20 protein-coding genes and 1 pseudogene are annotated in these 24742 nt (G+C 46.3%); 5 read left to right on the top strand and 16 right to left on the bottom strand.

Features of this window, described 5'->3' with window-relative positions:
• Positions 1-89: 89 nt before the first annotated feature.
• The 4 genes from NSU05_RS03945 to yfmT all read right to left on the bottom strand — a co-directional run bounded on the left by NSU05_RS03945 (position 90) and on the right by yfmT (position 5013).
• Entirely contained in the window at positions 90-536 is a 447-nt protein-coding gene (locus tag NSU05_RS03945) for a YfmQ family protein (RefSeq protein ID WP_038428587.1), read from the bottom strand.
• Positions 537-658: 122 nt separating this feature from the next.
• The gene (locus tag NSU05_RS03940) at positions 659-2548 is read right to left on the bottom strand and encodes an ABC-F family ATP-binding cassette domain-containing protein (RefSeq protein WP_038428586.1); all 1890 of its coding nucleotides are present in this window, start codon (positions 2546-2548) and stop codon (positions 659-661) included.
• Between the two features lie 133 nt (positions 2549-2681).
• On the bottom strand, positions 2682-3542 hold the full coding sequence (locus tag NSU05_RS03935; protein ID WP_003233767.1) for a methyl-accepting chemotaxis protein: 861 nt from the start codon (positions 3540-3542) through the stop codon (positions 2682-2684).
• Between the two features lie 13 nt (positions 3543-3555).
• A complete protein-coding gene (gene yfmT / locus NSU05_RS03930) occupies positions 3556-5013 on the bottom strand; it encodes a benzaldehyde dehydrogenase (RefSeq protein WP_019712579.1) in 1458 nt (485 codons plus the stop codon).
• Positions 5014-5262: 249 nt separating this feature from the next.
• Between yfmT and NSU05_RS03925 the strand changes: the two genes are divergently transcribed.
• The 3 genes from NSU05_RS03925 (at position 5263) to NSU05_RS03915 (ending at position 8789) form a co-directional block, all read left to right on the top strand.
• A complete protein-coding gene (locus NSU05_RS03925; protein WP_029946523.1) occupies positions 5263-6648 on the top strand; it encodes an amino acid permease in 1386 nt (461 codons plus the stop codon).
• Positions 6649-6740: 92 nt separating this feature from the next.
• Complete coding sequence (locus tag NSU05_RS03920; protein WP_015252588.1) at positions 6741-7448, top strand: YjjG family noncanonical pyrimidine nucleotidase; 708 nt, start codon at positions 6741-6743, stop codon at positions 7446-7448.
• A gap of 111 nt (positions 7449-7559) precedes the next feature.
• Positions 7560-8789 carry an MFS transporter gene (locus tag NSU05_RS03915; RefSeq protein ID WP_003243467.1) on the top strand — a complete coding sequence of 410 codons (1230 nt, stop codon included), beginning with the start codon at positions 7560-7562 and terminating at the stop codon, positions 8787-8789.
• Between the two features lie 30 nt (positions 8790-8819).
• Here NSU05_RS03915 and NSU05_RS03910 read toward each other — a convergent pair whose 3' ends face one another.
• From NSU05_RS03910 to cypD, 7 genes are all read right to left on the bottom strand, one after another.
• A complete protein-coding gene (locus tag NSU05_RS03910) occupies positions 8820-9755 on the bottom strand; it encodes a putative nucleotide-diphospho-sugar transferase (RefSeq protein WP_015252589.1) in 936 nt (311 codons plus the stop codon).
• The gene (locus tag NSU05_RS03905) at positions 9756-10934 is read right to left on the bottom strand and encodes a glycosyltransferase family 2 protein (RefSeq protein WP_003233779.1); all 1179 of its coding nucleotides are present in this window, start codon (positions 10932-10934) and stop codon (positions 9756-9758) included. It lies immediately after the preceding gene.
• Between the two features lie 28 nt (positions 10935-10962).
• Positions 10963-11874 carry a putative nucleotide-diphospho-sugar transferase gene (locus NSU05_RS03900; RefSeq protein WP_038428585.1) on the bottom strand — a complete coding sequence of 304 codons (912 nt, stop codon included), beginning with the start codon at positions 11872-11874 and terminating at the stop codon, positions 10963-10965.
• Positions 11875-11897: 23 nt separating this feature from the next.
• Positions 11898-12866, bottom strand: coding sequence for a GDP-mannose 4,6-dehydratase (locus tag NSU05_RS03895; RefSeq protein WP_003244102.1), 969 nt, complete (start codon positions 12864-12866; stop codon positions 11898-11900).
• Positions 12867-12872: 6 nt separating this feature from the next.
• A complete protein-coding gene (locus NSU05_RS03890; RefSeq protein ID WP_014479136.1) occupies positions 12873-13637 on the bottom strand; it encodes a glucose-1-phosphate cytidylyltransferase in 765 nt (254 codons plus the stop codon).
• Positions 13638-13873: 236 nt separating this feature from the next.
• Positions 13874-15793, bottom strand: coding sequence for a lipoteichoic acid synthase LtaS1 (gene ltaS1, locus NSU05_RS03885; protein WP_003243930.1), 1920 nt, complete (start codon positions 15791-15793; stop codon positions 13874-13876).
• A 446-nt stretch (positions 15794-16239) separates the two neighbouring features.
• A complete protein-coding gene (cypD, locus tag NSU05_RS03880; RefSeq protein WP_038428584.1) occupies positions 16240-19425 on the bottom strand; it encodes a bifunctional P-450/NADPH--P450 reductase in 3186 nt (1061 codons plus the stop codon).
• Between the two features lie 149 nt (positions 19426-19574).
• Between cypD and NSU05_RS03875 the strand changes: the two genes are divergently transcribed.
• Entirely contained in the window at positions 19575-20645 is a 1071-nt protein-coding gene (locus NSU05_RS03875; RefSeq protein WP_003233793.1) for a DUF3900 domain-containing protein, read from the top strand.
• Between the two features lie 34 nt (positions 20646-20679).
• On the opposite strand, the gene NSU05_RS03870 is transcribed toward NSU05_RS03875, so the two are convergent.
• Positions 20680-21789 (bottom strand): FAD-dependent oxidoreductase, encoded by a 1110-nt coding sequence (locus NSU05_RS03870; protein WP_015715487.1) that lies wholly within the window; start codon positions 21787-21789, stop codon positions 20680-20682.
• A 162-nt stretch (positions 21790-21951) separates the two neighbouring features.
• Between NSU05_RS03870 and yetL the strand changes: the two genes are divergently transcribed.
• Complete coding sequence (gene yetL, locus NSU05_RS03865; RefSeq protein WP_038428583.1) at positions 21952-22455, top strand: transcriptional regulator YetL; 504 nt, start codon at positions 21952-21954, stop codon at positions 22453-22455.
• Between the two features lie 23 nt (positions 22456-22478).
• Here yetL and NSU05_RS03860 read toward each other — a convergent pair.
• The 4 genes and pseudogenes from NSU05_RS03860 to NSU05_RS03845 all read right to left on the bottom strand — a co-directional run.
• Positions 22479-22631: pseudogene (locus NSU05_RS03860) on the bottom strand (EamA family transporter); the annotation flags it as partial.
• Between the two features lie 63 nt (positions 22632-22694).
• On the bottom strand, positions 22695-23339 hold the full coding sequence (locus NSU05_RS03855; RefSeq protein ID WP_038428581.1) for a Bax inhibitor-1 family protein: 645 nt from the start codon (positions 23337-23339) through the stop codon (positions 22695-22697).
• A 109-nt stretch (positions 23340-23448) separates the two neighbouring features.
• A complete protein-coding gene (locus NSU05_RS03850) occupies positions 23449-23616 on the bottom strand; it encodes a YezD family protein (protein ID WP_003244522.1) in 168 nt (55 codons plus the stop codon).
• Positions 23617-23770: 154 nt separating this feature from the next.
• Positions 23771-24643, bottom strand: a complete 873-nt coding sequence (locus NSU05_RS03845; protein WP_038428579.1) for an STAS domain-containing protein — start codon at positions 24641-24643, stop codon at positions 23771-23773.
• Positions 24644-24742: the final 99 nt, after the last annotated feature.

The following is a 24742-nucleotide window of genomic DNA, read 5'->3' as shown; positions in this document are numbered from 1 at the left end:
ACACCTTTTGACCCTTAACGTAAACGTTAAGTTTTAAAAAACAATAAAAAAGACGAGCAGCATAAAGCACCCGTCTTTCACTTTCCTGTTTAAGCTAAACTTCCCGCCACTGACAGAGACTCTTTTTGAAGGCTTTCAGAAAGCACTCGATACGCGATCACTTTCTTCTTGTACTGTTTCACGACGTCGATATGGTCGTCATAGCGGTACACGAACAGCTTCACGTCTTTGTTTCCTTTTTTTGTATCTATCACCAGCGGCGTGCCGCCGTTTTCCGGATGTAAATAACGCTCTTCATCACCTGGATAGATATAATATTTTTCCAGGAAGATAGCTTCGTTAAATTGATCAATCACTTTCTGCTTCTCTGTACCCTTGAGACGTTTTCCATCTAGAGAGAGACTCGCATTTTCGCCACTAAGCTTGGCGTGCACTTCAAATTTGCTGAGCAGCCATTCTATGACGCCTGTAGGAAGACAGGTTAATACGATTTTCACCAGACTCATGAGAATTAACATCACGATCGCCCATGTCATACTTCATCATCTCCGTTAGTTTTCCATGTGCCGCTGACACACAATTTTATCCTAACATAAGCAAGCCGGTTCGTTTTTGTCCATTATGTGAAAAAAAGCGCGGCCTGCTGCGGCCACGCTTTTTAGTTTTCCAGTTCTTCGATCATGAGGGACAATTCTGTCCAGCGGTCCATCGCAGCCTCAAGCTCTTCCGCAGTTTTCGCCTGCTCGGCCATCAGCTCTTGGATTTTGCCAAAATCACTGCCTGCTGCGGCGATGTCAGCTTCGAGCTGTTCATGCTTTTCTTCCAGCTGGGCAATTTTATCTTCGATGCCGTCCCATTCCAGCTGGTCTTTGTAAGAAAGCTTTTTCCGTTTTTTCTTCGGCTCGGCTTCAGCCGTTTTTTCCTCAGCTGCCGGTTTTGGGACCACTTTTTTCGCTTTTGACTCCTCCATATAGTCGCTGTAGGAGCCTTGAAAGCGGGAAATGACGCCATTTCCTTCAAATACAATCAAACGGTCGACGACGCGGTCAAGGAAATAGCGGTCATGGGATACGGTGATGACGACGCCAGGGAACTGGTCAATATAATCCTCAAGAACGCTTAATGTTTCAGTATCCAAATCGTTCGTCGGCTCATCGAGAAACAGGACATTCGGCTCCTGCATGAGAACCTGAAGCAAGTATAAACGGCGTTTTTCCCCGCCGGACAGCTTGCGGATATACGTCTGCTGCATCGAACGCGGGAAGAGGAAACGCTCGAGCATTTGTTCAGCTGTAATCATATCGCCATCTGCCGTTTTTACGACCTCCGCCGTTTCTTTTATATAGTCAATGACCTTTAACTCACCGTTCATTTCACTATGATCCTGAGTATAGTAGCCGATTCTGACCGTCTGTCCGATCGTAATATCGCCTCCGTCCGGCGTATGACGGCCGGCAAGGGCATTTAACAGCGTTGTTTTCCCGATGCCGTTCGGCCCGATGATCCCGATCCGTTCACCTGGTATGACAAGTTCATTAAAACGGTCGACGAGCATGCGGCCGTCATAAGCGATCATGACGTTCTCCGCTTCAATAACCTGTTTTCCGAGACGGTGCGAGCCAATGGCAAAATCGAGTGAACCTGATGACTGAGGGCCTTTCTGCTCTTTAAGCGTCTCTACCCGGTCAATTCTCGCCTTTTGTTTTGTTGAGCGGGCTTTCGCTCCCCGTCTGAGCCAGGCCAGCTCGCGGCGCAGCAGGTTTTGCCGCTTCGTTTCCTTTTGCTCAGCCTGCGCTTCCCGTTCCGCGCGTTTTTCTAAAAACACTTCATAGTTGCCTTTGTACGTGTAGAGGCTGCCTCTTTCAAGCTCATAAATGCGGTTGGTGACACGGTTTAAGAAATATCTATCGTGCGTCACCAGCATGACGGCGCCGGGATATTGGCTTAAATACCCTTCAAGCCACTCAATCGTTTCATTATCCAAATGGTTTGTCGGCTCGTCCAAAATGAGCAGATCAGCGGGCTGAATTAAGTTTTTGGCAATGGCTACCCGTTTTTTCTGGCCGCCTGAGAGCTCATTGACCGGTTTTGTTACGTCGTTGACGCCCAGCTTAGACAATACGGTTTTTGCCAAGGTGTTTGCATCCCATGCATTGTTTGCGTCCATTTTCGCTTGTGCTGCCAGCAGGTGTTTCTGGCGCTGTTCATTTTCGGGATCTTTCCCCAGTTCATACAGCGCTTTTTCATATTCACGCAAGGTTTTCATCACAGCCGATTCACCGGAATAGATATGCTCCAGCACTGTTTGCCCCGCAGGCAGCTCCGGGTCTTGATGAAGAAATTCGACCTGCACGCTTCCGGATTTCGTGATTTCTCCTTCTTCGATAGATTCCAAGCCGGCAATCACTTTCAGCAGCGTTGATTTTCCTGTTCCGTTCGGCCCGATTAATCCGATTCTCTCATTCTCTTCAATATGAAAGGAGATATGGTCAAATAATGTTTTATCTCCGTATGTTTTATAAAGATTTTCCGCTTTTAATATGCTCATGGTTCCTATCAATCCTCACGTAAGTTCATGTGTACATTTTAAATCAGCCGCTGGAATAAAACTAGTAAAACGTCAGACGAATTTCATGGAAATGCAGGATAGAAAAAGACCGGGGACATTTGTCCCCGGTCTCTTACTCTTCCTCAAGCGCTTTTTCGGCCATTTTTGCAAGATGCTGCGCGCTTCCTGAAATCTCCTGCATCGTGGCGGAAATTTGTTCAACGGCAGCGGCTTGTCCGTCTGTATGCTGATTAATCGACTCAATGGATTCCTCCAGCCCTTTCAGCAGGCTGTGGATTTTTTTCGTAATCTGGTCAATTTGGCCGACATTTTCTTTTGAATGCGTCGCTAGCTTTCTGATCTCATCTGCGACGACAGAGAATCCTTTTCCAGACTCCCCTGCTCTTGCCGCTTCGATCGCAGCGTTCAAGCCAAGCAGATTGCTTTGGTCAGAAATGCCTTTAACAGTGACTGAAATATCGGCGATTTCACCGGCGCTTTCGCTTACTTTTTTCGCCTGAGAGGAAATGCCCGACATTTGAGTTGAAAACCCGTTAATTGATTCAGAAATGTCGGAAATGGCCGCGGCCGTTTGTTCAACAACAGCCGATAAGCTTTCCGCCACATCATGCAGCTTTGACGACTCCTCAAGGCTCGTTCCGAGGCCGACGCCTCCAATGACTCTTCCATTCTCGTCGTGCAGCGGGATGGCACGCGCGATCAATGGGAAGCCGAACAATTCTTTCGGAACCATGCTCGTCTTCTTCTGATTGCTTCGGATGGCATCTGTGATAATATCCCCTTCCTGCAGCGGATCGCCGGCTTTTACGTTCAGCGAAAAGGTTTTGGCCGGTATATTCACGAGCAGTTTTTCCGTATCATAAATGCCGATTGTAATATCATCCTGAACCAGGCTGTTTAAATAAGGGGCTACTTTGATAAATGCGTCCAGAATATCTGCGGTTTCTTTTTCCGTATTTATGGTCAATTCCATTCACTCCTTTTCATTAATAAGGGAAGCTGCGTTTTTCGTGCTGGACCGAGATCCATTTCAGCGTTGTAAATTCTTCGAGGCTCCACTCACCGTTTAAACGGCCGAGGCCTGATTGCTTTTCACCGCCGAAGGCTACATTCGGTTCATCATTGATGGTCGTGTCATTGACGTGAATCATGCCTGTTTCAATGCGTTTCGCAAAAGCCACGCCGCGCTCAAGATTTGACGTATGTACGGCACCGCTCAAGCCAAACGGGGTTTCGTTTGCGATATCCACCGCTTCGTCTTCTGAATCAAACTTCATAAAGGAGACGACTGGTCCGAACAGCTCTTCCTTGGCAATGCTCATGAACGGTTTGACGTCTTTTAAGATCGTCGGTTCCACGATCGTCCCGTTAAATCCGCCAAGCTTCACTGGTACAGCGCCTTCTTCAATTGCTTGCTCAACAGTCTTCATCAGCCCGTCCGTCTGTCTGCTGTTGATTAATGGCCCGATAATCGTATCAGGATCCATTGGGTCGCCTACTTTCAGCGATTCCACTTTTGCCTGGTACAGCTCAAGGAACTTGTCATAAATAGAAGAATGAACAAGCACGCGGTTGGCTGACATGCAAATCTGTCCTTGATGTGTAAATCGGCTGAACACCGCCGCATTGACCGCATATTCTATATCTGCATCCTCAAGCACGATGAAGGCGCTGTTCCCGCCAAGCTCAAGAAGCGGCTTTTTAAAATGTTTCATCGCAAGCTGTCCGATGTAGCTGCCGACTTTCGTAGAACCGGTAAATGAGATGATCCGCGGCACTGGATGCTCAACGAAGCTGTCGCCGATTTCAGCAATGTCTGTGACAACAACATTCAGCAGTCCCGCTGGAATTCCCGCGTTCTCAAAAATTTTCGCAATCAGCGTTCCGCCGCAAATCGGCGTTTCCTCATGCGGCTTTAGCACAACGCCATTGCCGGCTCCGAGTGCAGGCGCCACTGATTTCATAGATAAAAAGAATGGGAAGTTAAACGGACTGATGACACCGACAACGCCTGCCGGCACGCGATATAATCTGTTTTCCTTGCCATCTATTGTGGACGGAAGAATTTTGCCTTCCATGCGGACAGGGAACGTTGCCGCTTCTTTTATGATGTTTTTGACAAGACCGATTTCAAAAGCTGCTTTGAGCCTTGTTCCGCCAAGCTCTTCCATAATCAAATAAATGATGGCTTCTTCGTTCTCTTCGATATACGTGACGGCTTTTTCTAAAATGGTTCTTTTCTCAAACGGATTGACCGCATCCCATTTTTTCTTTGCCAGCGCCGCTGCCCGATACGCTTCATCTACATCGTCAGCAGTCGCTTTACGGAATGTTGTGAATGTTTTTTGAGTATAAGGATTTTTGTTTTCCAATACATTTGGGCTGCTGCCCTCCTGCCATTTCCCGCCGATAAACTGTTTATTCAACTCTTCATATTGAAACATGGTCAGCATCTCCTTTATAACCGCAAATCAAAATATGGGCGAATCTATTTTTTCTATCGGTTCATCTTGCATAAAATTGAATATACGATTAGTAAAAATTACTATCCTATGATACGGCAACGCTGTTTCGCTTCTATCATTTAAAGCAGAAAAATATTTTATTGACTGCGTCAAATTTCGACAATATAATACAACAAGAACTGCATATAATGATTAGAATATTTTGAATATTTCTAGGAGGAACTTTTGATGAGTTCATTATTTAGAAAAAAACCGCTTGAAACATTGAGTGCGCAGAGCAAGTCAAAAAGCCTTGCCCGTACGTTAAGCGCATTTGATTTAACCTTGCTCGGTATCGGTTGTGTCATCGGTACAGGGATTTTTGTCATTACAGGAACAGTGGCAGCGACCGGTGCAGGTCCCGCCCTCATCATATCGTTTATTTTAGCGGGGCTCGCCTGTGCGCTGGCTGCTTTCTGTTATGCTGAGTTTTCGTCTTCCATTCCGATTTCGGGAAGCGTGTACTCATACTCATACGTGACACTTGGAGAGCTGCTCGCCTTTTTGATCGGATGGGATCTCATGCTTGAATATGTCATTGCACTGTCGGCGGTTGCCACCGGCTGGTCTTCATACTTTCAATCACTGCTTGCCGGCTTCAATCTTCATATTCCGGCTGCACTGACAGGAGCGCCGGGAAGCACGGCGGGCGCCGTATTTAACCTTCCGGCTGCGGTGATCATTCTCCTCATCACTGCGATTGTCAGCAGAGGCGTCAAGGAAAGCACACGCTTTAACAACGTCATTGTACTGATGAAAATCGCGATCATTTTATTGTTCATTATTGTCGGCATCGGCTATGTGAAACCGGACAACTGGTCTCCTTTTATGCCATTCGGGATGAAAGGCGTCATACTTAGCGCTGCCACTGTATTCTTCGCGTACCTTGGGTTTGACGCGGTTTCTAACGCATCAGAGGAAGTGAAAAATCCGCAAAAAAACATGCCCGTCGGCATTATTTCAGCTCTAGCCGTCTGTACGGTTCTGTACATCGCGGTATCGCTTGTGCTGACAGGCATGATGCCTTATGCCAAATTGAATGTCGGAGATCCTGTATCCTTTGCGCTGAAATTCGTCGGACAGGACGCTGTTGCCGGAATTATTTCTGTCGGTGCGATTATCGGGATTACGACGGTGATGCTCGCTTTGCTGTACGCTCAGGTTCGTTTGACATTTGCCATGAGCAGAGACGGCCTTCTCCCTGGATTGTTCGCAAAGGTTCATCCGTCATTTAAAACCCCGTTCCGCAACACATGGCTGACAGGGATCGTTGCAGCGGGAATCGCCGGCTTTATTAACCTCGGAACGCTGGCCCACCTGGTGAACATGGGAACACTTGCTGCGTTTACAGTCATATCTATTGCTGTCATTGTGCTAAGAAAGAAACATCCTGAAATCAAGGCGTCCTTCAGAGTGCCGTTCGTTCCGGTTGTGCCGATTATCAGCGCAGGCATCTGCATTTGGTTCATGTACAGCCTTCCCGGCGTCACATGGCTTTCATTTGTCATCTGGATCGCTGTCGGAACGCTGGTTTACTTCCTATATTCGAGAAAACACAGCTTATTAAACAAATAATCTCTTTTTAGCCGGCGGTGCCTCACCCGCCGGCTTTTTCCTTTTTTTATGTGCTATACTTTGAATACATATGAGGAAAGGGAGACACACAGATGAAACGATACCGCACTTTATTATTTGATGTAGATGATACCATCCTTGATTTTCAAGCGGCAGAAGCTTTAGCCCTGCGTTTGCTGTTTGAAGATCAGAACATTCCTTTAACAAATGACATGAAGGCGCAGTATAAAACCATCAATCAAGGTCTCTGGAGAGCCTTTGAAGAAGGTAAGATGACACGGGATGAAGTCGTAAACACACGTTTTTCCGCTTTGCTCAAGGAGTACGTTTACGAAGCGGACGGCGCTTTGCTTGAGCAAAAATACCGCCGCTTTCTTGAAGAAGGACATCAGCTTATTGACGGTGCATTTGATCTCATCTCAAATCTGCAGCAACAGTTTGATTTGTACATCGTGACAAACGGCGTGTCTCACACACAATATAAGCGTCTCCGTGATTCAGGATTATTTTCATTCTTCAAGGACATTTTCGTTTCTGAAGACACAGGCTTCCAAAAGCCGATGAAGGAATATTTCGATTACGTATTTGAACGGATTCCTCAATTTTCAGCAGAGCACACATTAATCATTGGGGATTCACTGACTGCTGATATCAAAGGCGGACAGCTCGCCGGGCTTGATACTTGCTGGATGAACCCTGACATGAAGCCGAATGTGCCAGAGATCATACCAACCTATGAGATTCGTAAGCTTGAAGAGCTATATCACATTTTGAATATCGAAAATACTGTCAGCTGCTAATCAGGCTGACGGCGTTTCTTTCATAAGAGTCTTTTTTCCTCTTGATAAATTCTTCACCTTATGAATAATATGGTGGTATGCTTTGGTTATATATGTAAGGAGGAGACTCAATTGGCTATCGCCGCCCCGTTAAAAGAAAAAACAGTTCAAAAACCAGGCACCACGGTGTATCCGATTTTGATTATTATCGGAATTTGCCATATGCTCAACGATTCGCTTCAGGCTGTGATTCCGGCCATGTTCCCTATTTTGGAACGCTCCATGAGCCTGACGTTTACACAGCTCGGCATCATTGCTTTCACATTAAACATGGTGTCATCCGTCATGCAGCCTGTTGTCGGCTGGTATACCGATAAACGGCCGCGGCCGTATGCGCTGCCAGTCGGTTTGACCGCCAGCATGCTTGGCATTTTGGGCCTTGCATTTGCCCCGTCATTCATAACGATCTTATGCTGTGTGTTTTTCATTGGATTAGGCTCGGCCATTTTCCATCCGGAGGGCTCCCGTGTGGCGTATATGGCCGCCGGCACAAAACGCGGGCTCGCCCAGTCGATTTATCAGGTGGGCGGAAACTCAGGCCAGGCGATGGCGCCGCTGATCACCGCGCTGATCCTTGTGCCGCTCGGGCAATTCGGCGCTGTTTGGTTCACGCTTGTCGCCGCGCTTGCTGTTATGTTTCTCATGTATATTGCGAAATGGTACGCCTCACGTCTCGGCAGCCTTGCCCAGAAATCAGGCAAGCAAAAGAAAACGGCTGAAAACACGGCCATCACCAAATCTGTTGTATCTGCTCTTATTATTATTATATTTCTCATTTTTGCTCGTTCTTGGTATACGAGTGCGATCGGTAACTTTTACACGTTTTACGCGATGGATACATATCACGTAAGCATTCAGCAGGCACAAAGCTATATTTTTGTCTTCTTGCTGTTCGGCGCGATCGGCACGTTTCTCGGCGGCCCGCTTGCAGACCGTTTTGGAAAACGCTTCGTTATTCTCGGTTCGCTGTTATGCTCGGCGCCGCTGGCGATTGTGCTGCCATTTGCCGGCCCGGTTCTCGCCTATGGCGTGCTCGCATTGATTGGCTTGGTTCTGATGTCGAGCTTTTCTGTAACGGTCGTCTACGCACAGGAGCTAGTTCCTGGAAAAATCGGCACAATGTCCGGTTTAACCGTCGGGCTTGCCTTCGGGATGGGCGCAATCGGCGCTGTGGCGCTGGGCGCTCTGATTGACGCCGCGGGCCTGACCCCGACGATGATCGCCATTGCCTTTCTCCCTGTTCTCGGCATCCTTGCCTTCCTATTGCCAAGTGACCAGAAGCTGAGAGAATGGCATAGCTGAAAAAACCCCTGCCAGGCGGCAGGGGGTTTTTTAATCCAGCTGGATAAAATGAGTGTCAGGCACTGCGTGCTTCGGGATAAAGCCATCCGCAAAGTCCGGAAACGCCGACTGTATTTCATCAATCCATCTTTTCAGATTTAATATATACGGCATATAAATCATCTCAATTGTCGCTTCGTCTTCAATCCGGTAGTACCAGCAAAGATTAAACTCTTTTTCTGTCACCAGTGTAAACCCAGAGAAATGATAGAAAATCAGCGGCGTTTCATCTATATACACGCGGCCGTCCTTTTGCCCGACCTTATAGTTTTCGATATTCCAAAGCGCTGTATTGGCTCCTATTGATTTGACAACATGAACACCTTTAAACTGCTCCGGCCATTTCTCCACATATCTTTGATCACCATATGTCTTTCGTTCCGTATCCATTTCGACCGTGCAAAATTCAATACAGTCCTGTCTCCACTGCCACACCGCTTCATATGCTTCCTTTGTATTACCGGCGCCGACAAAGCCTGTATTAAAGCGTCCGGTTCGGTCGTAGTAGGACATGAAGCGCGGCGAATTACGATGATCAGTCAAATACAGAGACGCCGTTGGGTTTTCTGCAAAAATACGTGCCGGATCAGAAAAGAAAAATAGATCCGTATCCATATGGGCAAAGTATTCAGCGTCATCCCACTTGCTCATCACATGAAACAAAAAGGCGGGCTTTAACGTCCAGCAATATTCATGAAACGTTCTGTTGCTTTTCGCTTTCAACAGCTCCGGGTCTTCCATTTCATGCAGCTGCACAAAGGTTACATGCTCCCATGGAACGTGCTGAAGCAATTCATACGCTTTCTGGTCGACACACAGCACATATAAATGAAAATCATCGCAATGCTCATGGAGAGAATGAATCATAGGCATGAGCTTAAAGATATGTGTCCTTGACACTATCGTTGAAAAATGAAATGTACTCACTTATACCACATCCAATGATCTAAGATCCACGTGCAGCAAATCGTTGACAAGCGCATACAGTGCGTTGGCAAAATCGTTCACGCCTAGCTTTTTCTTCGCCTTAGGCAGAAGCTTGCGGACAGTTTGTAAATCAAAGCTTTTCGCCGTCACCCTTGGGGATTTCTTTCGCCAATCCGGATCAATGTTGCGCTCTTTAACAACATGCAGAAGCTCAAGAAACAGATTCAGCAGCATATCATATTTCTGTGATTCCAGCAGCTTTTGAATATCAGCCATGATTCTGTTCGTCATGTCAGGCGGGAACGGCCCATTAAAAGCGAGATGAACGTCTAAGGAGCGGATGTTATTGTATTTATCGCACATATAGGCAATGTTTGCCCGAATATCGTCTACAGACTTACAATTGCTTGGATGTTCCTGATGAACACTGACAATATCACGGCGAAGCCTGAAGGTCAATCCGGCCTGATGAAGCCTGATCCCGAGGTCATAATCCTCAAACCCGTACCGCACAATGCCTTCGTCAAATAAACCGAGGTCAACCACATGCTTGCGTTTCACAGAGGAATTATTCGTGATAAAAAAGCGCCATGGCATATGATAGCCTTTCAAGTCATCGCCGTACTCATCTAAAATCTTCTTGAGCACGTCTATAAAGTCGGTATCGAGGTCAAAGCTTTTATCAAGAAAGCTTCCGTTTTTGATGTCCGCTTCCTCCAGCAGCTTTTGTTTGTCTTTCTTCGGCATTTCACCTGTGAGCTTTGCGAGCTGTTCCTTATGTTCTTCTTCAAACCGTTCATAGTAAAAACTGTAGATCCGTTTCCAAAACAACCCGCACACGACGAGATTCTCTTCGTTCTCATGGGCTTTAATATGTTTTGCCACAAGGTCCTTTGCCGCAAGCATATCGCTGTCATGGAAAATCAGGATGTCTCCTCTGGCATTGCGAAGCGCCTGATTTCGTCCGTACGCAATGCCCCTGTTTTCTTTAATCCGTGTAAAGATCAGCGGAAAATCAGCTTGAAATGACTCAAGCATCGAGAGCGTCCCGTCCTCAGAGCCATTGTCCGCTACAATGACTTCGAATTCTTCATCGCACTCCTGCTGGTTTAATGACAGAAGGCTGTTGTAAAGACGCTCCTTTGAATTATATGCAGGAATAATAACGCTTGCTTTCACTTCATTTTCACTTCCTGTATTTACTCATTTATTTGTTGTCATCTTTTGAAGCAAAACCGTTAAATTCAGGGTCTAACGTTTTGATGTGCTGAATGATATGCGGCAGTGTCTCTTGATACAGTTCATGCACAAACGGCAGATCTGTGCGGGTTGTTTCATGAATCTGTTTGATTTCATTGATGCTGACGATTCGGTATCCGCTGAAATGATAAAAGATCAGCGGACTGCCATCCTCCAGCACGATCCGGCCATCTTTCCAGGAAAACGTATGCTGCCCATAATTCCAATGGCCGATGTTCACGCCGGGTGTTGTAATGTCACACACATTCGGAAACAGCTCAGACATATAATCCAAATAGCCCTGATCACCGAATTTTCCTTCACCCGGTGCATTTTTGCATTCCTCAAGACAGCGTTCCTTCCACCACTCCAAGCAATCCGTGCCTGCATCATCATGCTTGAAGCTGATAAACCCGGAATTATATCTGCCTAAAAGACGCTGCAGCATGTCAATCTGCTCTTTCTCAAAAGAAGGGATTACAATATCCCCCCGTGAAAGCAACACCGAGCAGTCCGGCTGGTTTTCAAAAATCGGCGATGGATCTGCATAGAAAAAGAGATCCCCGTCAATATACGTCACGCGCTCCAGCTCGGGATTGCTGTTCAGCACAGCTTGCAGAAAGATCGGCTTCATCGTCCAGCAATACTCACTTTGATCTCTAGTTTCCTTCAGCTTCAATAGCAATTCATTTTCAAGAGCGGCCACCGGCACAAGGTTCAGCTGCTTCATCTTCAGCTTCTGTAACACGCGGTGCGTATCTTCATCCATGCAAAGTATAAAAATGGGACTGTCTTGATCAACTTGCTCTAACGACTTAAACAAAGCGACTGCCTGATATAATCTTCCTTTTGATAAAACGGTGCAATACGCGCTGGTCACAGTCTTGTTCACCTCGTTTCACATTACTTTTTGAAGAATTCCGTATACCACTCAATCGTTTTTTCAAGTCCCTCATCAATAGTGTAGGCCGGTGTCCAATTCAGCAGCTTTCTTGCTTTTTCCGCGGATAAATATTGATGTTTGATTTCATTGCTTCCCTGATTCAGCACCTTAGGTTTCAGATTACTGTTCATTTTCTTTAATATTTTCTCTACCAGTTCAAGTACGGTCAGCTGGATCTCATTGCTGAAGTTAAAGGCCTCTCCGGCAAGATTGTTTTCTTCCATTTTTTCTGCAAGAAGCAGATAAGCCTGAACGGCGTCTTCAATATAGAAGTAGTCCCGTACAAAGGTGCCGTCGCTTCGGATTTCCGGCGCTTCCCCGTTCAGCACAAGCTGAATCGTCTGAGGAATGATGCGGTTGAAGTTCAAATCTCCGCCGCCGTATAAGTTTCCGCAGCGCGTAATGCAGACCGGAAGCCCGTACGTGTGAAAATAGGTGTGGCTGATCAGATCTGCGCAGCTTTTTGAGACGTCGTACGGGTGCTTGCCTTGCAGCGGCATGTTTTCATCGTATGGAAGGTTTTCTTGATCGCCGTAAGCTTTATCACTTGAAGCGACAATGACCCGCTTAATTAACGGATGCTTGCGGCAGGCTTCGAGAATATTCCAGGTGCCGAGGATATTCGCTTCAAAGGTAGAAATCGGGTTGCGGTTTGCCACGCCGACAATCGCTTGTGCAGCAAGATGAAAGACTGTGTCGATCTCATACTCGCCAAGCGCGCGTTCAATCACAGCCAAGTCCTCAAGAGAGCCCCGCACGATGTTCATTTTCTTGATATGTTCTCCCTGATAAAGATTGGATTGAGGCACATGATCCCTGACAAGCCCCGTAACGTTTGCGCCCTGTTCAATCAGCTCTTTCACCAAATAGCTTCCTAAAAGACCTGTGCATCCCGTGACAAATACGTTTTTATTTTTCCAGAAACTCAAATCGATTCACCATACCTTCCATACTTGTTGTCCTTGATTCCACATTTTGTTGACTTCTAAGAGATTTTTATACGTATCGATGGCCGTCCAAAATCCGTAATGGCGGTACACAGCAAGCTCCCCATCTTTAGCAAGATTCTTCAGCGGTTCATCTTCGAACATCGTGTTTCCGTCCTTCGGCAAATAATCGAAAACCTTTGGACTGAGAACGAAGAATCCGCCGTTGATGATTCCGTCACTTGATGTCTTCTCAGAAAATGTTTTCGCCATGCCGTCCTCAACCGTCAAGGTGCCAAACTGCGAGACTTTGTCAATGCCGGTGACAGTCGCGGCAGCACCTTTTGTCTGATGATAGCTGATGAGATGGAAAAGATTGATATTGGCCAGCCCGTCCCCATAGGTAAGCAGAAATGTTTCATCACCGATATAGTCTTTCGCCTGCAAGATTCTTCCGGCTGTCAGCGTATCTTCCCCAGTCTCCAAAAACGTAATTTTCCACGTTTCAGGCTGTCCCAGCATCTGTACCTCTCCCGTAGAGCTGTCGAGTGTCAGGCTGTTGTGCTTCCATTCATAGTCGAGAAAGTATTCCTTGATTTTTTCTCCTTTATAGCCCAAAAGCAGAATAAACTCGTTTACTCCGTAGTACTGATAAATTTTCATAATATGCCATAGAATCGGTTTGCCGCCTATCATGGCGAGCGGTTTAGGAATGTCATTCGTGACTTCACTCATTCTCGTTCCTTTTCCGCCGCAGAGAATGACCGCTTTCATCTCTACCCCTCATCTCTATGAATATTGAGTTCGAAACCTGGTACATCTTCACAATCTATCAAGGCATTTCCCCGATAATTTGTCCGATTTCAATCCGGTTTCAAAATCTACTGTAATGATATGAGAGAAAGCCAGCCTTGGTGACCAAATGGAATCTATTTTTTCAAGTTGGTTGTATAACCAAAAAAAAGAGCCTTGAGCGAAGGCAATGCGCCCGCTCAAGGCTCTTTTTCATCTTATTTGATTTCTTTCTCCTTGCCGTAATGATAGTCAGACGGATCAACGGCTTTGAAATCATTTAGTTTATGGAACCTCAGCAAGTCTTTGTACAGGACACTGTCTGAAAGGCTCAGCTGCTGGTTCACTCTTGTTTTCAGATTCTTCGTTTCTTCATTCGCTTTCAGTTTTTCACCTGTCTTCGTATCGTAAATGATATTGTCGACTGATGTGTACTTCGGCGTTACGAAGTCTCCGTTTCTGAATGCCACTGTATCGTCGTGGTCTTTAGAGAATAAGTCAGTACCAAAGTTGATGTATTTCTGAGAATCAATTCCTTCTAAGTGCAGAAGTGTCGGCATGACGTCAATTTCGCCGCCATACGTATGGTTCACTCCGCCTTTTTTGCCAGGAACGCGGATCATCAGCGGCACACGCTGGTTCTGTGCGTTTTGATAATCTGTGATCTCTTTTCCAAGAATCTCTTTCATCGCTCGGTTATGGTTTTCAGAAATACCGTTATGGTCACCGTAAATCATGATGACTGAGTTGTCATACAGCCCGGCTTCCTTCAGCTCCTTGAAGAATTGCTCAAGCGCTTCGTCAAGGTAACGCGCTGTCTGGAAGTAGCTGTCAACTGTGTTATCGCCAGTTGTCGCTTTTTTAAGAGACGCGTCTTTTTCATCAAGGTTAAACGGATAATGGTTTGTCAATGTAATCAAATGCGCATAAAATGGCTGTTTAAGAGATTCAAGCTTTGGAATCGATTCTGTAAAGAACGGCTTATCCTTAAGCCCCATATTAATCACATTTTCATCTGACATATCATACGTGCTTGCGTCGAAGAACTTGTCATATCCGATATGTTTGTAAATCTGGTCACGGTTCCAGAACGATTTGTAATCACCATGCAGGACGGCGCTTGTATAGCCTTCCTTCTGGTCTAAAATCGCAGGAAGCGACTGGTAGGTGTTTTCGCCTTTCGTCACAAACGCGGAGCCTTCAGGAAGACCGAAGATCGAGTTATCCATTGTCAGCTCGGCATCAGATGTTTTTCCCTGGCCTGTCTGATGGAAGAAGTTATCAAAATACGTCACATCTTCCCCGCCGTGCGCAAGTTTATTTAAGAAAGGCGTCACCTCTTCACCGTTTAGCTTGTAGTCAATCAGGAATGACTGGAAGCTTTCGAGGTGAATTTTAATGATATTTTTGCCTTTGGCAGAGCCGAAGTACTCGGCGTTCGGTTTTGCATAATGAGACGTCGTGTAATTCTCGACGCTTGTTAAATCATCGCTGCTTGCATAGGCCCGTTGCGTTTCTGTTTGAGCCGTCTGTACACCGTCATAAATGGTGTAGTTGTATAAACCTAAATATTTCACAATATAATTGCGGTCAAACGTTCTTGTCAGCAGCTGCGGACGGTCTTTTTCCGCATAGTGCAGGTTGATGAAAAACAGTGCGATCCCAGAAAGGATCACTAAAGATGCAAAGCGTTTTTTCATTTTGTATTCTTTTAATTCAGGTCTCCAGATCAATACCGCAATCAAAATGATAATATCTAAGAAATAGAAAATATCATGACCGGCCATGATACTGAAAATCCCGTCTCCCATGTTTCCAACGTTTCCGGACTGTTTAATGTTCGGGAACGTCAAGAAATCGTCAAAGAAACGATAGAATAAAATATTTGCATATAACACAAATGTCATCAAGAAATCGATAATCAGCATAATAATGGCTGATTTACGCCCTTTCGCCAGCAAAGCCAGTCCTAAAAAGAAGACGGCGCTTGAGAATGGGTTAAATATCAGGAGGATCTCCTGAGTTGTGCCTTTTACCCCAAGATTAAACTCAGTCTTGTAGGATAAATACGTTTTTGCCCAAAACAGTATAACAGCCAGCACAAAAAAGCTAAGTTTGTAAGAAAAAAGTTTCTTCATGGCAACCTCTACTTTCTTAAACACTTTAAGTTCTTCATTCATATTTACCTGCTCTTTATATTCTGCCTTCCAATTCCTTCTTTCCAAACAAAATCAAGGCATCACACAACAAGAAATACACCGCGGCAAGCCGGAATATTTATGTTTCGCACCATATCATTTTTATTACAACCATTTGGAAACCAATCACTGGACGAAAGAAACCTTCATTTCGTTTCACATTTTTTTCTCGGAAATAAAAAAAGGATTTCTTTTGTCATGTGTGCCTTTGAAAAAAGAAATAGATACCGAGTATAAGAATAACATAAACTAGCAAAAACGAAAAATAGGTTTTGCAGACAGCCCGCCCTTCCGGCGGACTGAAGTTATTGTATGCATGAATGTTTAGCGCGATCACCATTTTTTCGATAGGACAAAAAAGACTGGATGTCTCCAGTCTTCTTTATCTATATCCCTGCCCAGACATCCTTAGCGTACATACCGGTATCCTGCAGATGTCTCAGCCAGTTTTGCGCTTCTTGCTCCCCGGTGCCATGGACAGACTGATACGCCTTTTGCAGTGCCGCCTCCACATCCGGGGCCATTTTGCTGCCGTCACCGCATACATAAAGCCTGCCTCCGCGATCAAAAATTGATATTAACGTTTCTGCATGGGCAGCCATGACATGCTGGACATACGTTTTCGGCATGCCTTCTTTGCGGGAAAAGGCTGTGTGGACAGTGACAATTCCGTCTTTTTCAAACTGCTCAAGCTCATCGCGGTATATAAAATCACGATCGTTCCTGCATCCAAAATAGAGATGAGCTTCACCGAGCGTTTTCCCTTCCCGCTTTAAAACTTCGCGGGCTTGAAGGAAACCGCGGAATGGCGCGACTCCCGTGCCAGGTCCGACCATAATGATTGGCGTTTCAGGGTCTTTCGGAAGCTGAAACCGGGATTCCGGTGTGCGGATAAACATCACGACATCATCACCGGCTTGACGCTCAGCTAAATCATTTGATGCCACACCCCTGTATTCGCCACGGCCGCTCCACGCCGGGCCGCGCACAACGCCGACTGTGATTGATGCTTGCCCCGGATTCACTCTTGGAGAGCTTGAAATCGAATAATATCTCGGTTTTAACGGGCGTAATAGCTCTAAAAATCGTTCAAACGGCATGTCACATGCTTCGTACTTTTCAAGCAGATCCAGCATGGAAATTCGTTTTTTCAATATTTGTTCCTGATAAACACCCTCTGCTGTCAGTTCTTCTAATTCGCGCTTATGCGGCGGACACACTGTAAAAGCGGCCAGTTCACGTATTTGCGCTCTTGTGGCTGCTTCCTGCACCTCGACGCTGTAGCTGAGAAGATCATGCAGGCTGACAGGACGGCCCAATGGCAGATGCCCCGCACTGCGGCCGCTTGCAGACAATGTCACTTGATCGGTTCCCTTCAGACCGAATCTGTGGAGAATCCGGTTGACATTGGTTTGGCTGTTTTTTGGCAATACGCCAAGATGGTCGCCCTCTTGATATTCAACATCCGGCGGCAATGCAATTTCGATATGGCGAGTGCTTCGATCGCTGTCTGCGGACTGGAGTTCACGATTTTCGGCAATGGATGCGTGAGAGGCTTCGTACGATCTAGCGAGCGGAGACTCGCCCAGCCCTCTGACAAACTGAAGGCTTAGCGTGCTTCGTTCCTTATCGGCGTTTTCATTCAGCTCCAGTCCGAATGCCTTAATGGCGTCCGCCCACATGCTTTTTTTCCACTCGTCAAGCTGCCCTTCAAAATCACCGCTGACATCACCTTCCCCGCGCGCAGAAAACCGAGTCGCGCCTTTCTCCGCAAGCTGCTCATCAATGAATCTCGGCACGTATTGATACGTGCTCGCCCAGTTGTGGTCGCCGCAGCCAAATACCGCGTAATGGACGCCCTCAAGCTCACCCGGTTTGATTTCTTGAAGCCACTGCACGAACTGTCCGGCATTGCTTGGCGGCTTTCCATTATAAGACGAGGTCACAATGACAACCGCTCCCTCTTTCGGCAGCTTTCCAATCCGGTCGTTCAGAGGTGCTGTCTCTGTCCTTACGCCGTGAAGACTGGCAGTATCAGCAAGCTCCCGGGCGACGCCTTCTGCGGTGCCGGTATCTGAGCCGTACAGCACGAGAAGCGGGCGGTTGTTAAGACCGATGACTGATGTGCCCTTTGCTTCCGTTTTCTCCTTTTGCTCATCAGACGCGGCTTTTTCAGCTGCCCGGACGTCTGCATGAATGGCTTCCAGATGACGGCTTTGAACCCTGATGTGAAAATCGCCCGGCTTAAGTGTTAAGGTTTGTTTGATATCAAGCTCATAATTCTCATGATCAATCAGCGTGAAATATTTTAGAATCATGCCCAGCACAAGTGTGGCTTCATGAAGGGCAAACTGCATGCCGATACAGGCCCGTTGTCCATTTCCGAATGGTTTGTACGCATGATGAGGCACTTGGTCCTGATGCTCAAACCGTTCCGGCCGGAATTCTTCTGCGTCCTTTCCCCAAGCGTCTCGATCACGATGAAGCTGCGGAATCAGCACAGAAATTCTGTCATTCGTCGTGATCGGGAATTTCCCGCCAATGACTGTGTCTGCTTTTGGATAAAGGCTGAAAGCCGGAGCTGTCGGCCATAAGCGCAGTGATTCATTTAAAATCATCCGTATGTATGTAAGCTCCAGCACTTGTTTATAGGTCGGCGCTGCATCCGTCAGCACCCGATCGACCTCTTCATACGCCTTTTTCAGTTTGTCAGGATGCTTCAATAAAAAATAAGTCGCAAAGGAAAGCAGGCCGCTCGTTGTTTCATGGCCGGCAATCAAAAACGTAATGATTTGAAAGCGGATATTTTCGTCGTCGAGCTTTTCACCCGTTTCCGGATCTTCCACATTCAGCATGCGGGCGAGCAAATCTTTTTCATCCTGGTCTCCATTCGCCCTGCGCTCTGCAATAATGCTGTCGACTAACGAAAACATCGTTTGAATATCATGGCGGAATTGCCGCTTTGTTCTGACCATAAGCTTATCTTGAACATCAAGCCGCTGCATTTGATGCATCGCTTCATCAAGCGCCCGCACCATGCTGTTGATAAACGGGTGGGGCGTTTCTCTGTAGTAACTGTTAAAGCGGTAGTTAAACCCGCATAGCCCAATGGTGTCGAGCGTCAGCCGGGTCATATCTCCCGGGACATCGACTGCTTCATTCGGATTGAGCCTTGCCCATTTTTGAATGAGCTGAACAGCGATATCGACCATTTTCTCATGATAGTCCTTCATGGCCCGCTGGCTGAACGTCGGCATCAGAATGTTGTGCGCTTTTCTCCAGTTAGGCTCATGCGTCCAGCTCGTAAACAATCCGTCACCGGAAAATGCGCGAACCTTTTCCAAGGCGCCTTCAATGCTTTTATCAAACCGTTCTTCATCACAAACCTCTTTCACCAATTCGTGGCCGGACACTACAATGGTCGTGCCCGCGGGTGTATGGATTTGAAAAATCGGGCCCTGTTCTTCCGCCAGTTTGATCAGCGAAAGCGTCGGCTTGTCTTTATCGATTAAAGGCAAATTGCCGAGCGGCCCAAACGTCTTCGGCTGAGGAATCGGGCTTGTTTCCTTCATCGAACCATTCCTTTCCGTATGAGATGCCTTCTATTTGACTACATTTCCCTTTCATGGTCATGATTATTCCGTTCTCCCAATTGACGCATGATCGCTGTTTTTTCTATACTTGAGAAGCTGTACAATACGCGAATAAGGTGAGTTTATATATGGATTTTGAAATTCGGTTTTTATCCTTTTATGTCATACAGGTGGAAGGCAAAGATGAGCAGGCGAACAAGCAGTTCAAGCACTTCCAGACCCTTGATACGGGCGAATTTGAAGAAAGCGAGCTGAAGGACTTTCTCGACGGGGAACTGAAAAAAATCGTCAAACGGAAAGCAGACCGCCATCCGCAGTCCGAGCAGGTGCCGACGAAAATCGGCCATTTTATCGTCGAGCCCGGCCACGAGCTCGATTCCAACCCAAACTACAACATGTTCAACCGCGCGCGTCTGGCGGAAACAAAAGAAGACTTCAATGAGCTGAGCGAGCAGTTCGTCCGCACGTACCTTGACACAAGCGCGGTTCGCGGCGGCGTGTTTCTCGTCGCTTCGGCCGTACCGAGAAAATACTTTGATGAGTCATTTGTCTTCATTATGAAATGTGATTTTGAGCCGAAGGTCGCCCGCATCTCTGACGCGTCTTCTCTCATTAAAAAAGTCGAAATGGCGATCACGACAAAAAACATGAAAAGCATCCAATACCCGTACATGCCAGAGGAAGGAATGGTCGAGGAAGGTGAACTGAAAATCCACCAGGCCTCGCACGCCCGCTATTTTGAGGACTTTCTGAAATTCGTCGAGTACGGAGAATCGATGCCGGAAATCATGAAAAACCAGGTCATGAACATGGTACAGGAGCACGTCTACGAGACATTTGAAGACAACAGCGAAGAGCTCAAGCAGTTCGAGCACGACATTGAGATTTGGGAAGCAAGCGAAAAGCGGGAAATCCAAGAGCGCCTCGACACCCATCAAGTCATCGAAGCCTCCGCCCAAATCATCGAGCACACGCCAGAGGCCCAGCTGAAAATGAAAGTCGGAGAAACAGAGATTAAGGGATTGCTAGCGGATTTTGGCGATTCTATTCATCTCGCAAAAGTAAACGGGCGCTATGTCGCGCTGATTGAAGCCGAGACGATTTCGTTTGAGAAAGGCAGTTCACCGGTGGAGTTTTATAAGCCTGAGGGGCTGCATGAGGTGATTGAGCGGATAAGGAATAAAACAGAGCAAGATTAAAAAGTCCAGAAATCACTTTCTGGACTTTTCCTATTTAATACCCTTCCCTCAACACCGCATAGCACTCCCCAATCAGTTCTTCCGCTCCCGGCTCTCCTTTCAGCCCACGGCGGACGATTTCCGATGATAGGTTCTGGACTTTGAGCGCTCGTGGGGCTCTTCTTTTGTAGTACGCCTGTAATGCTGTTTCGTGGTCGGCGTGGTTTTGGAGTTCTTCGGCGAGGACGATGGCATCCTCGATCGCCATTGCCGCTCCTTGCGCCAGGGTCGGCGCGCCGGCGTGGGCGGCGTCTCCTCCGATGATGACGCGGCCTTTATGCCATGGCTCCTGCACGGCGACCTGCTCCAGTTTGTTAAAGATGACAGGATGCTGTTTTGACATGTGCTTTGTGACAAAATCCAGCCCCCGAAAACTAGAAAGAATCTCTTTTACTCTATCAAACCGGGTATCTTCCTCATCCCAGTAATCGCTCGTGCAAGGCTGGAGGACGAAGACATAGCCAGCGTGTTCTGCCAATGGCACCACCCCGATTTGTGTGTCTCCGCTTCTATACATGAATGTTGCGTCCTCGAATGTGTAATCAGGAAGTTCGATATAAAAGCGCCACGCTCCCATGCCGAGATGCTCTTTTTCCGTCTCCTTTTGCAGCATTATATCGCGAACAACGGAGTGAATGCCGTCAAAGCCCGCCAGAATGTCAGCCTGCATCTTTTCTCCATCTTCACATACGGCAGTGACCGATTCAGCTGTTTCTTCATAAGCGACAACCTTTTTCCCCCACTTGATGTCTACACCCACTGCCTCGGCATGCTTCATGAGAATGTCATTTAACGTTTTGCGCAGGATATTATTGCGTCCCGGAAGTGAATCGTCTAAAAAGGATTCACTGACTTGAAACAGCAAATTCCCCTGTTCATCAAACGTTTTAAACCATTCTGTTTGAAAGCCGTGCTTACAGCACTCTTCGAATACGCCCAGTTCTTTCAACACCGCCAGTGCGTTTTGCGGCTGAAGAATCCCCGCACCTGTTTTTCGGTTTTCTGAAGCCGCTTCACATAAGGTGACGGAAAACCCTGCCTTACGGAGAGAAATGGCCGCTGACAAGCCGCCGATGCCGCCTCCTGCAATTAACATATGTTTCATATCAATAACCACCTTTTCAGCTCTATATGTATTAGTTAGGCGCCTAACTATATAACCTTACTATGTCCCAAGAAAAGCTGTCAATCATCTCCAAGCCAAGTTGCGTTATGGTTTTCCCTCCTTTATAATCGTGTCACAACGAATGTACGGGAGCTACTTGCGATGGAATTAAAACATTTACCGAAATATAAGCATATAACAGAGCACGCCGAAACGTATGCCAATATTGACGCCGGCTCTCTTGAATTGTTTTTATCTCTTTTTGATATTTCAAAAAAAATGAATCATGTGATGGAGCATTACTTTGCTGGCCGAGGGCTTTCAGAAGGAAAATTCAAAATCCTGATGCTGCTCTTTGATGCCAAGGATCATAGGTTAAGTCCGACAGAGCTTGCCAAACAGTCAAACGTCACGAAAGCGACGATTACAGGCCTGCTGGACGGACTGGTGAGGGACGGTTTTGTCAGGCGCAGGCATCACACAGAGGATAAACGAAAAATCAGCATTGAACTGACAACGGAAGGCAAAGCACGCCTTGAGGAATTTCTGCCCGGCCATTTCAGCAAAATCTCAGCGGTCATGGAAAACTACAGCGACGAGGAAAAAGACATGTTCGTGAAGATGCTTGGTGATCTTTTTGAAAGGCTGAGCGTGTTTAAAGACTAAAAAACCCGTCCGATCCTGACAGGCTATAGCGTCTTTTCTTCTGCAGCCGGATACGCATCCGGCTGTTTTTTCTTTATGACCGTAACAAATATGCCGCCGATGACACATGCAATGCCAATCAAATGCACAAGCTCAAACGGCTCCTTTAATATCACGCCTGACAACATGACAGACGCACGACTCCACCTGCCTTTTTATGTATAGCAAAAAGGGCCTATCCAAAGACAGGCGCTTTTTCATTAATCATCACTGCTCAAAATGCCGAAGAAGCGGAGCAGGTTGATGAACAAGTTGATAAAGTCTAGGTACAGCGATAACGCCATAACCGGAATCAAGTCTTCCGTAATGTGGCGGTGTTTGATTTGATTCAAATCATACAAAATGTAAAGGGAAAAGACGATGGTTCCGATCACGGAATACGCCATCATCGCCGCTGAGTTTAACGGGCTGAAAATGTTGAAAATCCCTACCACAACGAGGGCGAGCACCGCTACCAGCAGAAAGGACCACAGGAAGGATAAATCCTTCTTCATTTTTGCTCCGATTGTGCCTAAGACGGCAAAAATGACAAATGTAGAGCCAAAGGCTTCAAGCACGACATAGGCGCCGGCGATGGAAGCGTAATGGCTGACGATCGGAAATAAGGTAATGCCGGAAACAAACGCGAATGTATATACAAACGCATACCCGACCGCTTTTCTTCTGCGCATCCAGAAGGCCAGAATAATCATCGCCACTTCAAGAATAGAAAGCGGCAGCATCAAAGCGGCAGGAACAAATTGGCCGATAAAAAGGCCGACAGTCGCGATCAGCAAAGTGAAGACAAAGACTGTCAAAATGCGTTGCATGATCGATTGCTTACTCTCGTGAACCGTAGCTTGCATGTCAAAAATCCTCCTAAAAAATGATCTTAAAGGTCTATTATATAAAAATTGGATGAAATATGTATATGTTTTAAGGAGAATTTAATGAAAACAAACGCCCTTTACATTATCATTTTGATTCTTTCCTTTTCAGCGAAAAACGGTGCTTTTCTATTTTCTCAATTTGGGTAATCTGAGAATCATGAACCGTAATCTGAACGGTGCCGAAATCGAGTGTTTCCAGCGAGCTGATTATTTTTTCAATCACTTCCGGATCAATCGTTGATTTAGAAACCAAAAGACCTTCCCCCCTGTTGAATAGGTTTTAATTCACAGTATTCTTATAAGAATTATAATATTATGTTTTTTTTGATAAATCAATGGTGATTTCTGTTCAAATCAAAAAGGCATATGATCACCCGGTGACGGTCAATCATATGCCTGGAAAATTCCTATTTGTTTTCTTCCAATTCCTCAACAATACAGCGGACACCCATATTTTCTAATGCCTGCTTCAGCGTGCCGTACGTTTCATATTCACTAAAATCAAGCCCCAATTGAATCGAAGTTTGGGCCACATCCGGGCGAATCCCTGAAAATACGGCTTTGACGCCTAATAAGAAAAGCGTTTTAGACAGGTTGTACAATTGCTGAGCCACCATGGTATCCACAATCGGAACACCTGAAAGATCAACGACGAGGCTTGTGATTTTTCTCTCGACACAGCGGACCGGCACTGTTTCTAAAATGACATGTGCCCGTTTTGTATCAATGGAGCCGATAAGCGGCAATATCCCGATTCCATCGGCAATGGAAATGACCGGGCAGCCAAGCTCTGAGATCAGTTCCTGCTGAGATGTGAGCCTCATCAGCATGAATTTTTGGTACTGCTCGGAGAATTCAATAATCAGCTTATCGAACGATTGATTCACAATGCGGTTCCATCGGTCTGCATCCTCATTTGTCACAATCTCCTGATTCTCTTTTATAAATGTGGCGACTGCGTCCCAGAATGAGATTCTAGAGTTGGATATGGCTTCTACGACCTCATGCACTTGAACATCCTGCTCTACCCTGTTTTTCGCAACGTTTTGCGCCCATTTTGTCATGTTTTCTTGAAAATCGGTTTGATCCTCCAGAAAAGCGCTTGCGATTGTTATATTGGTAAATGTATGCTGCTCGGTTAAAAGTGTTTTCGTTTCTTCACTTAAATGGCTGGCGGAATATAGCTCGCCTTTTAGCTGGCAACGCAAACTGAACCATTTCTCAGTAATATCCGCAGTGTTGTCTATGATATATTGATATAATAATTGATCGATATTCACGGTCTGTCTCCTTTTTCGTAATAGAAGCACTTTCATTATAAAATGATAAATCGGAATTGTGAATAAGACTAGAGAAAAATCAAATGATTCTGCTCTCTG

It is taken from the genome of Bacillus sp. EU52 (assembly GCF_037964975.1).
Lineage (GTDB): Bacteria > Bacillota > Bacilli > Bacillales > Bacillaceae > Bacillus > Bacillus subtilis.
This window is presented reverse-complemented; position numbering and strand designations above follow the sequence as displayed.

Excerpts from the sequence above, each read along its gene's own strand:
- NSU05_RS03945 (WP_038428587.1), bottom strand. The coding sequence starts at position 536 with ATGACATGGGCGATCGTGATGTTAATTCTCATGAGTCTGGTGAAAATC.
- NSU05_RS03940 (WP_038428586.1), bottom strand. The coding sequence starts at position 2,548 with ATGAGCATATTAAAAGCGGAAAATCTTTATAAAACATACGGAGATAAA.
- NSU05_RS03935 (WP_003233767.1), bottom strand. The coding sequence starts at position 3,542 with ATGGAATTGACCATAAATACGGAAAAAGAAACCGCAGATATTCTGGAC.
- yfmT (WP_019712579.1), bottom strand. The coding sequence starts at position 5,013 with ATGTTTCAATATGAAGAGTTGAATAAACAGTTTATCGGCGGGAAATGG.
- NSU05_RS03925 (WP_029946523.1), top strand. The coding sequence starts at position 5,263 with ATGAGTTCATTATTTAGAAAAAAACCGCTTGAAACATTGAGTGCGCAG.
- NSU05_RS03920 (WP_015252588.1), top strand. The coding sequence starts at position 6,741 with ATGAAACGATACCGCACTTTATTATTTGATGTAGATGATACCATCCTT.
- NSU05_RS03890 (WP_014479136.1), bottom strand. The coding sequence starts at position 13,637 with ATGAAAGCGGTCATTCTCTGCGGCGGAAAAGGAACGAGAATGAGTGAA.
- ltaS1 (WP_003243930.1), bottom strand. The coding sequence starts at position 15,793 with ATGAAGAAACTTTTTTCTTACAAACTTAGCTTTTTTGTGCTGGCTGTT.
- cypD (WP_038428584.1), bottom strand. The coding sequence starts at position 19,425 with ATGAAGGAAACAAGCCCGATTCCTCAGCCGAAGACGTTTGGGCCGCTC.
- NSU05_RS03875 (WP_003233793.1), top strand. The coding sequence starts at position 19,575 with ATGGATTTTGAAATTCGGTTTTTATCCTTTTATGTCATACAGGTGGAA.
- NSU05_RS03870 (WP_015715487.1), bottom strand. The coding sequence starts at position 21,789 with ATGAAACATATGTTAATTGCAGGAGGCGGCATCGGCGGCTTGTCAGCG.
- yetL (WP_038428583.1), top strand. The coding sequence starts at position 21,952 with ATGGAATTAAAACATTTACCGAAATATAAGCATATAACAGAGCACGCC.
- NSU05_RS03855 (WP_038428581.1), bottom strand. The coding sequence starts at position 23,339 with ATGCAAGCTACGGTTCACGAGAGTAAGCAATCGATCATGCAACGCATT.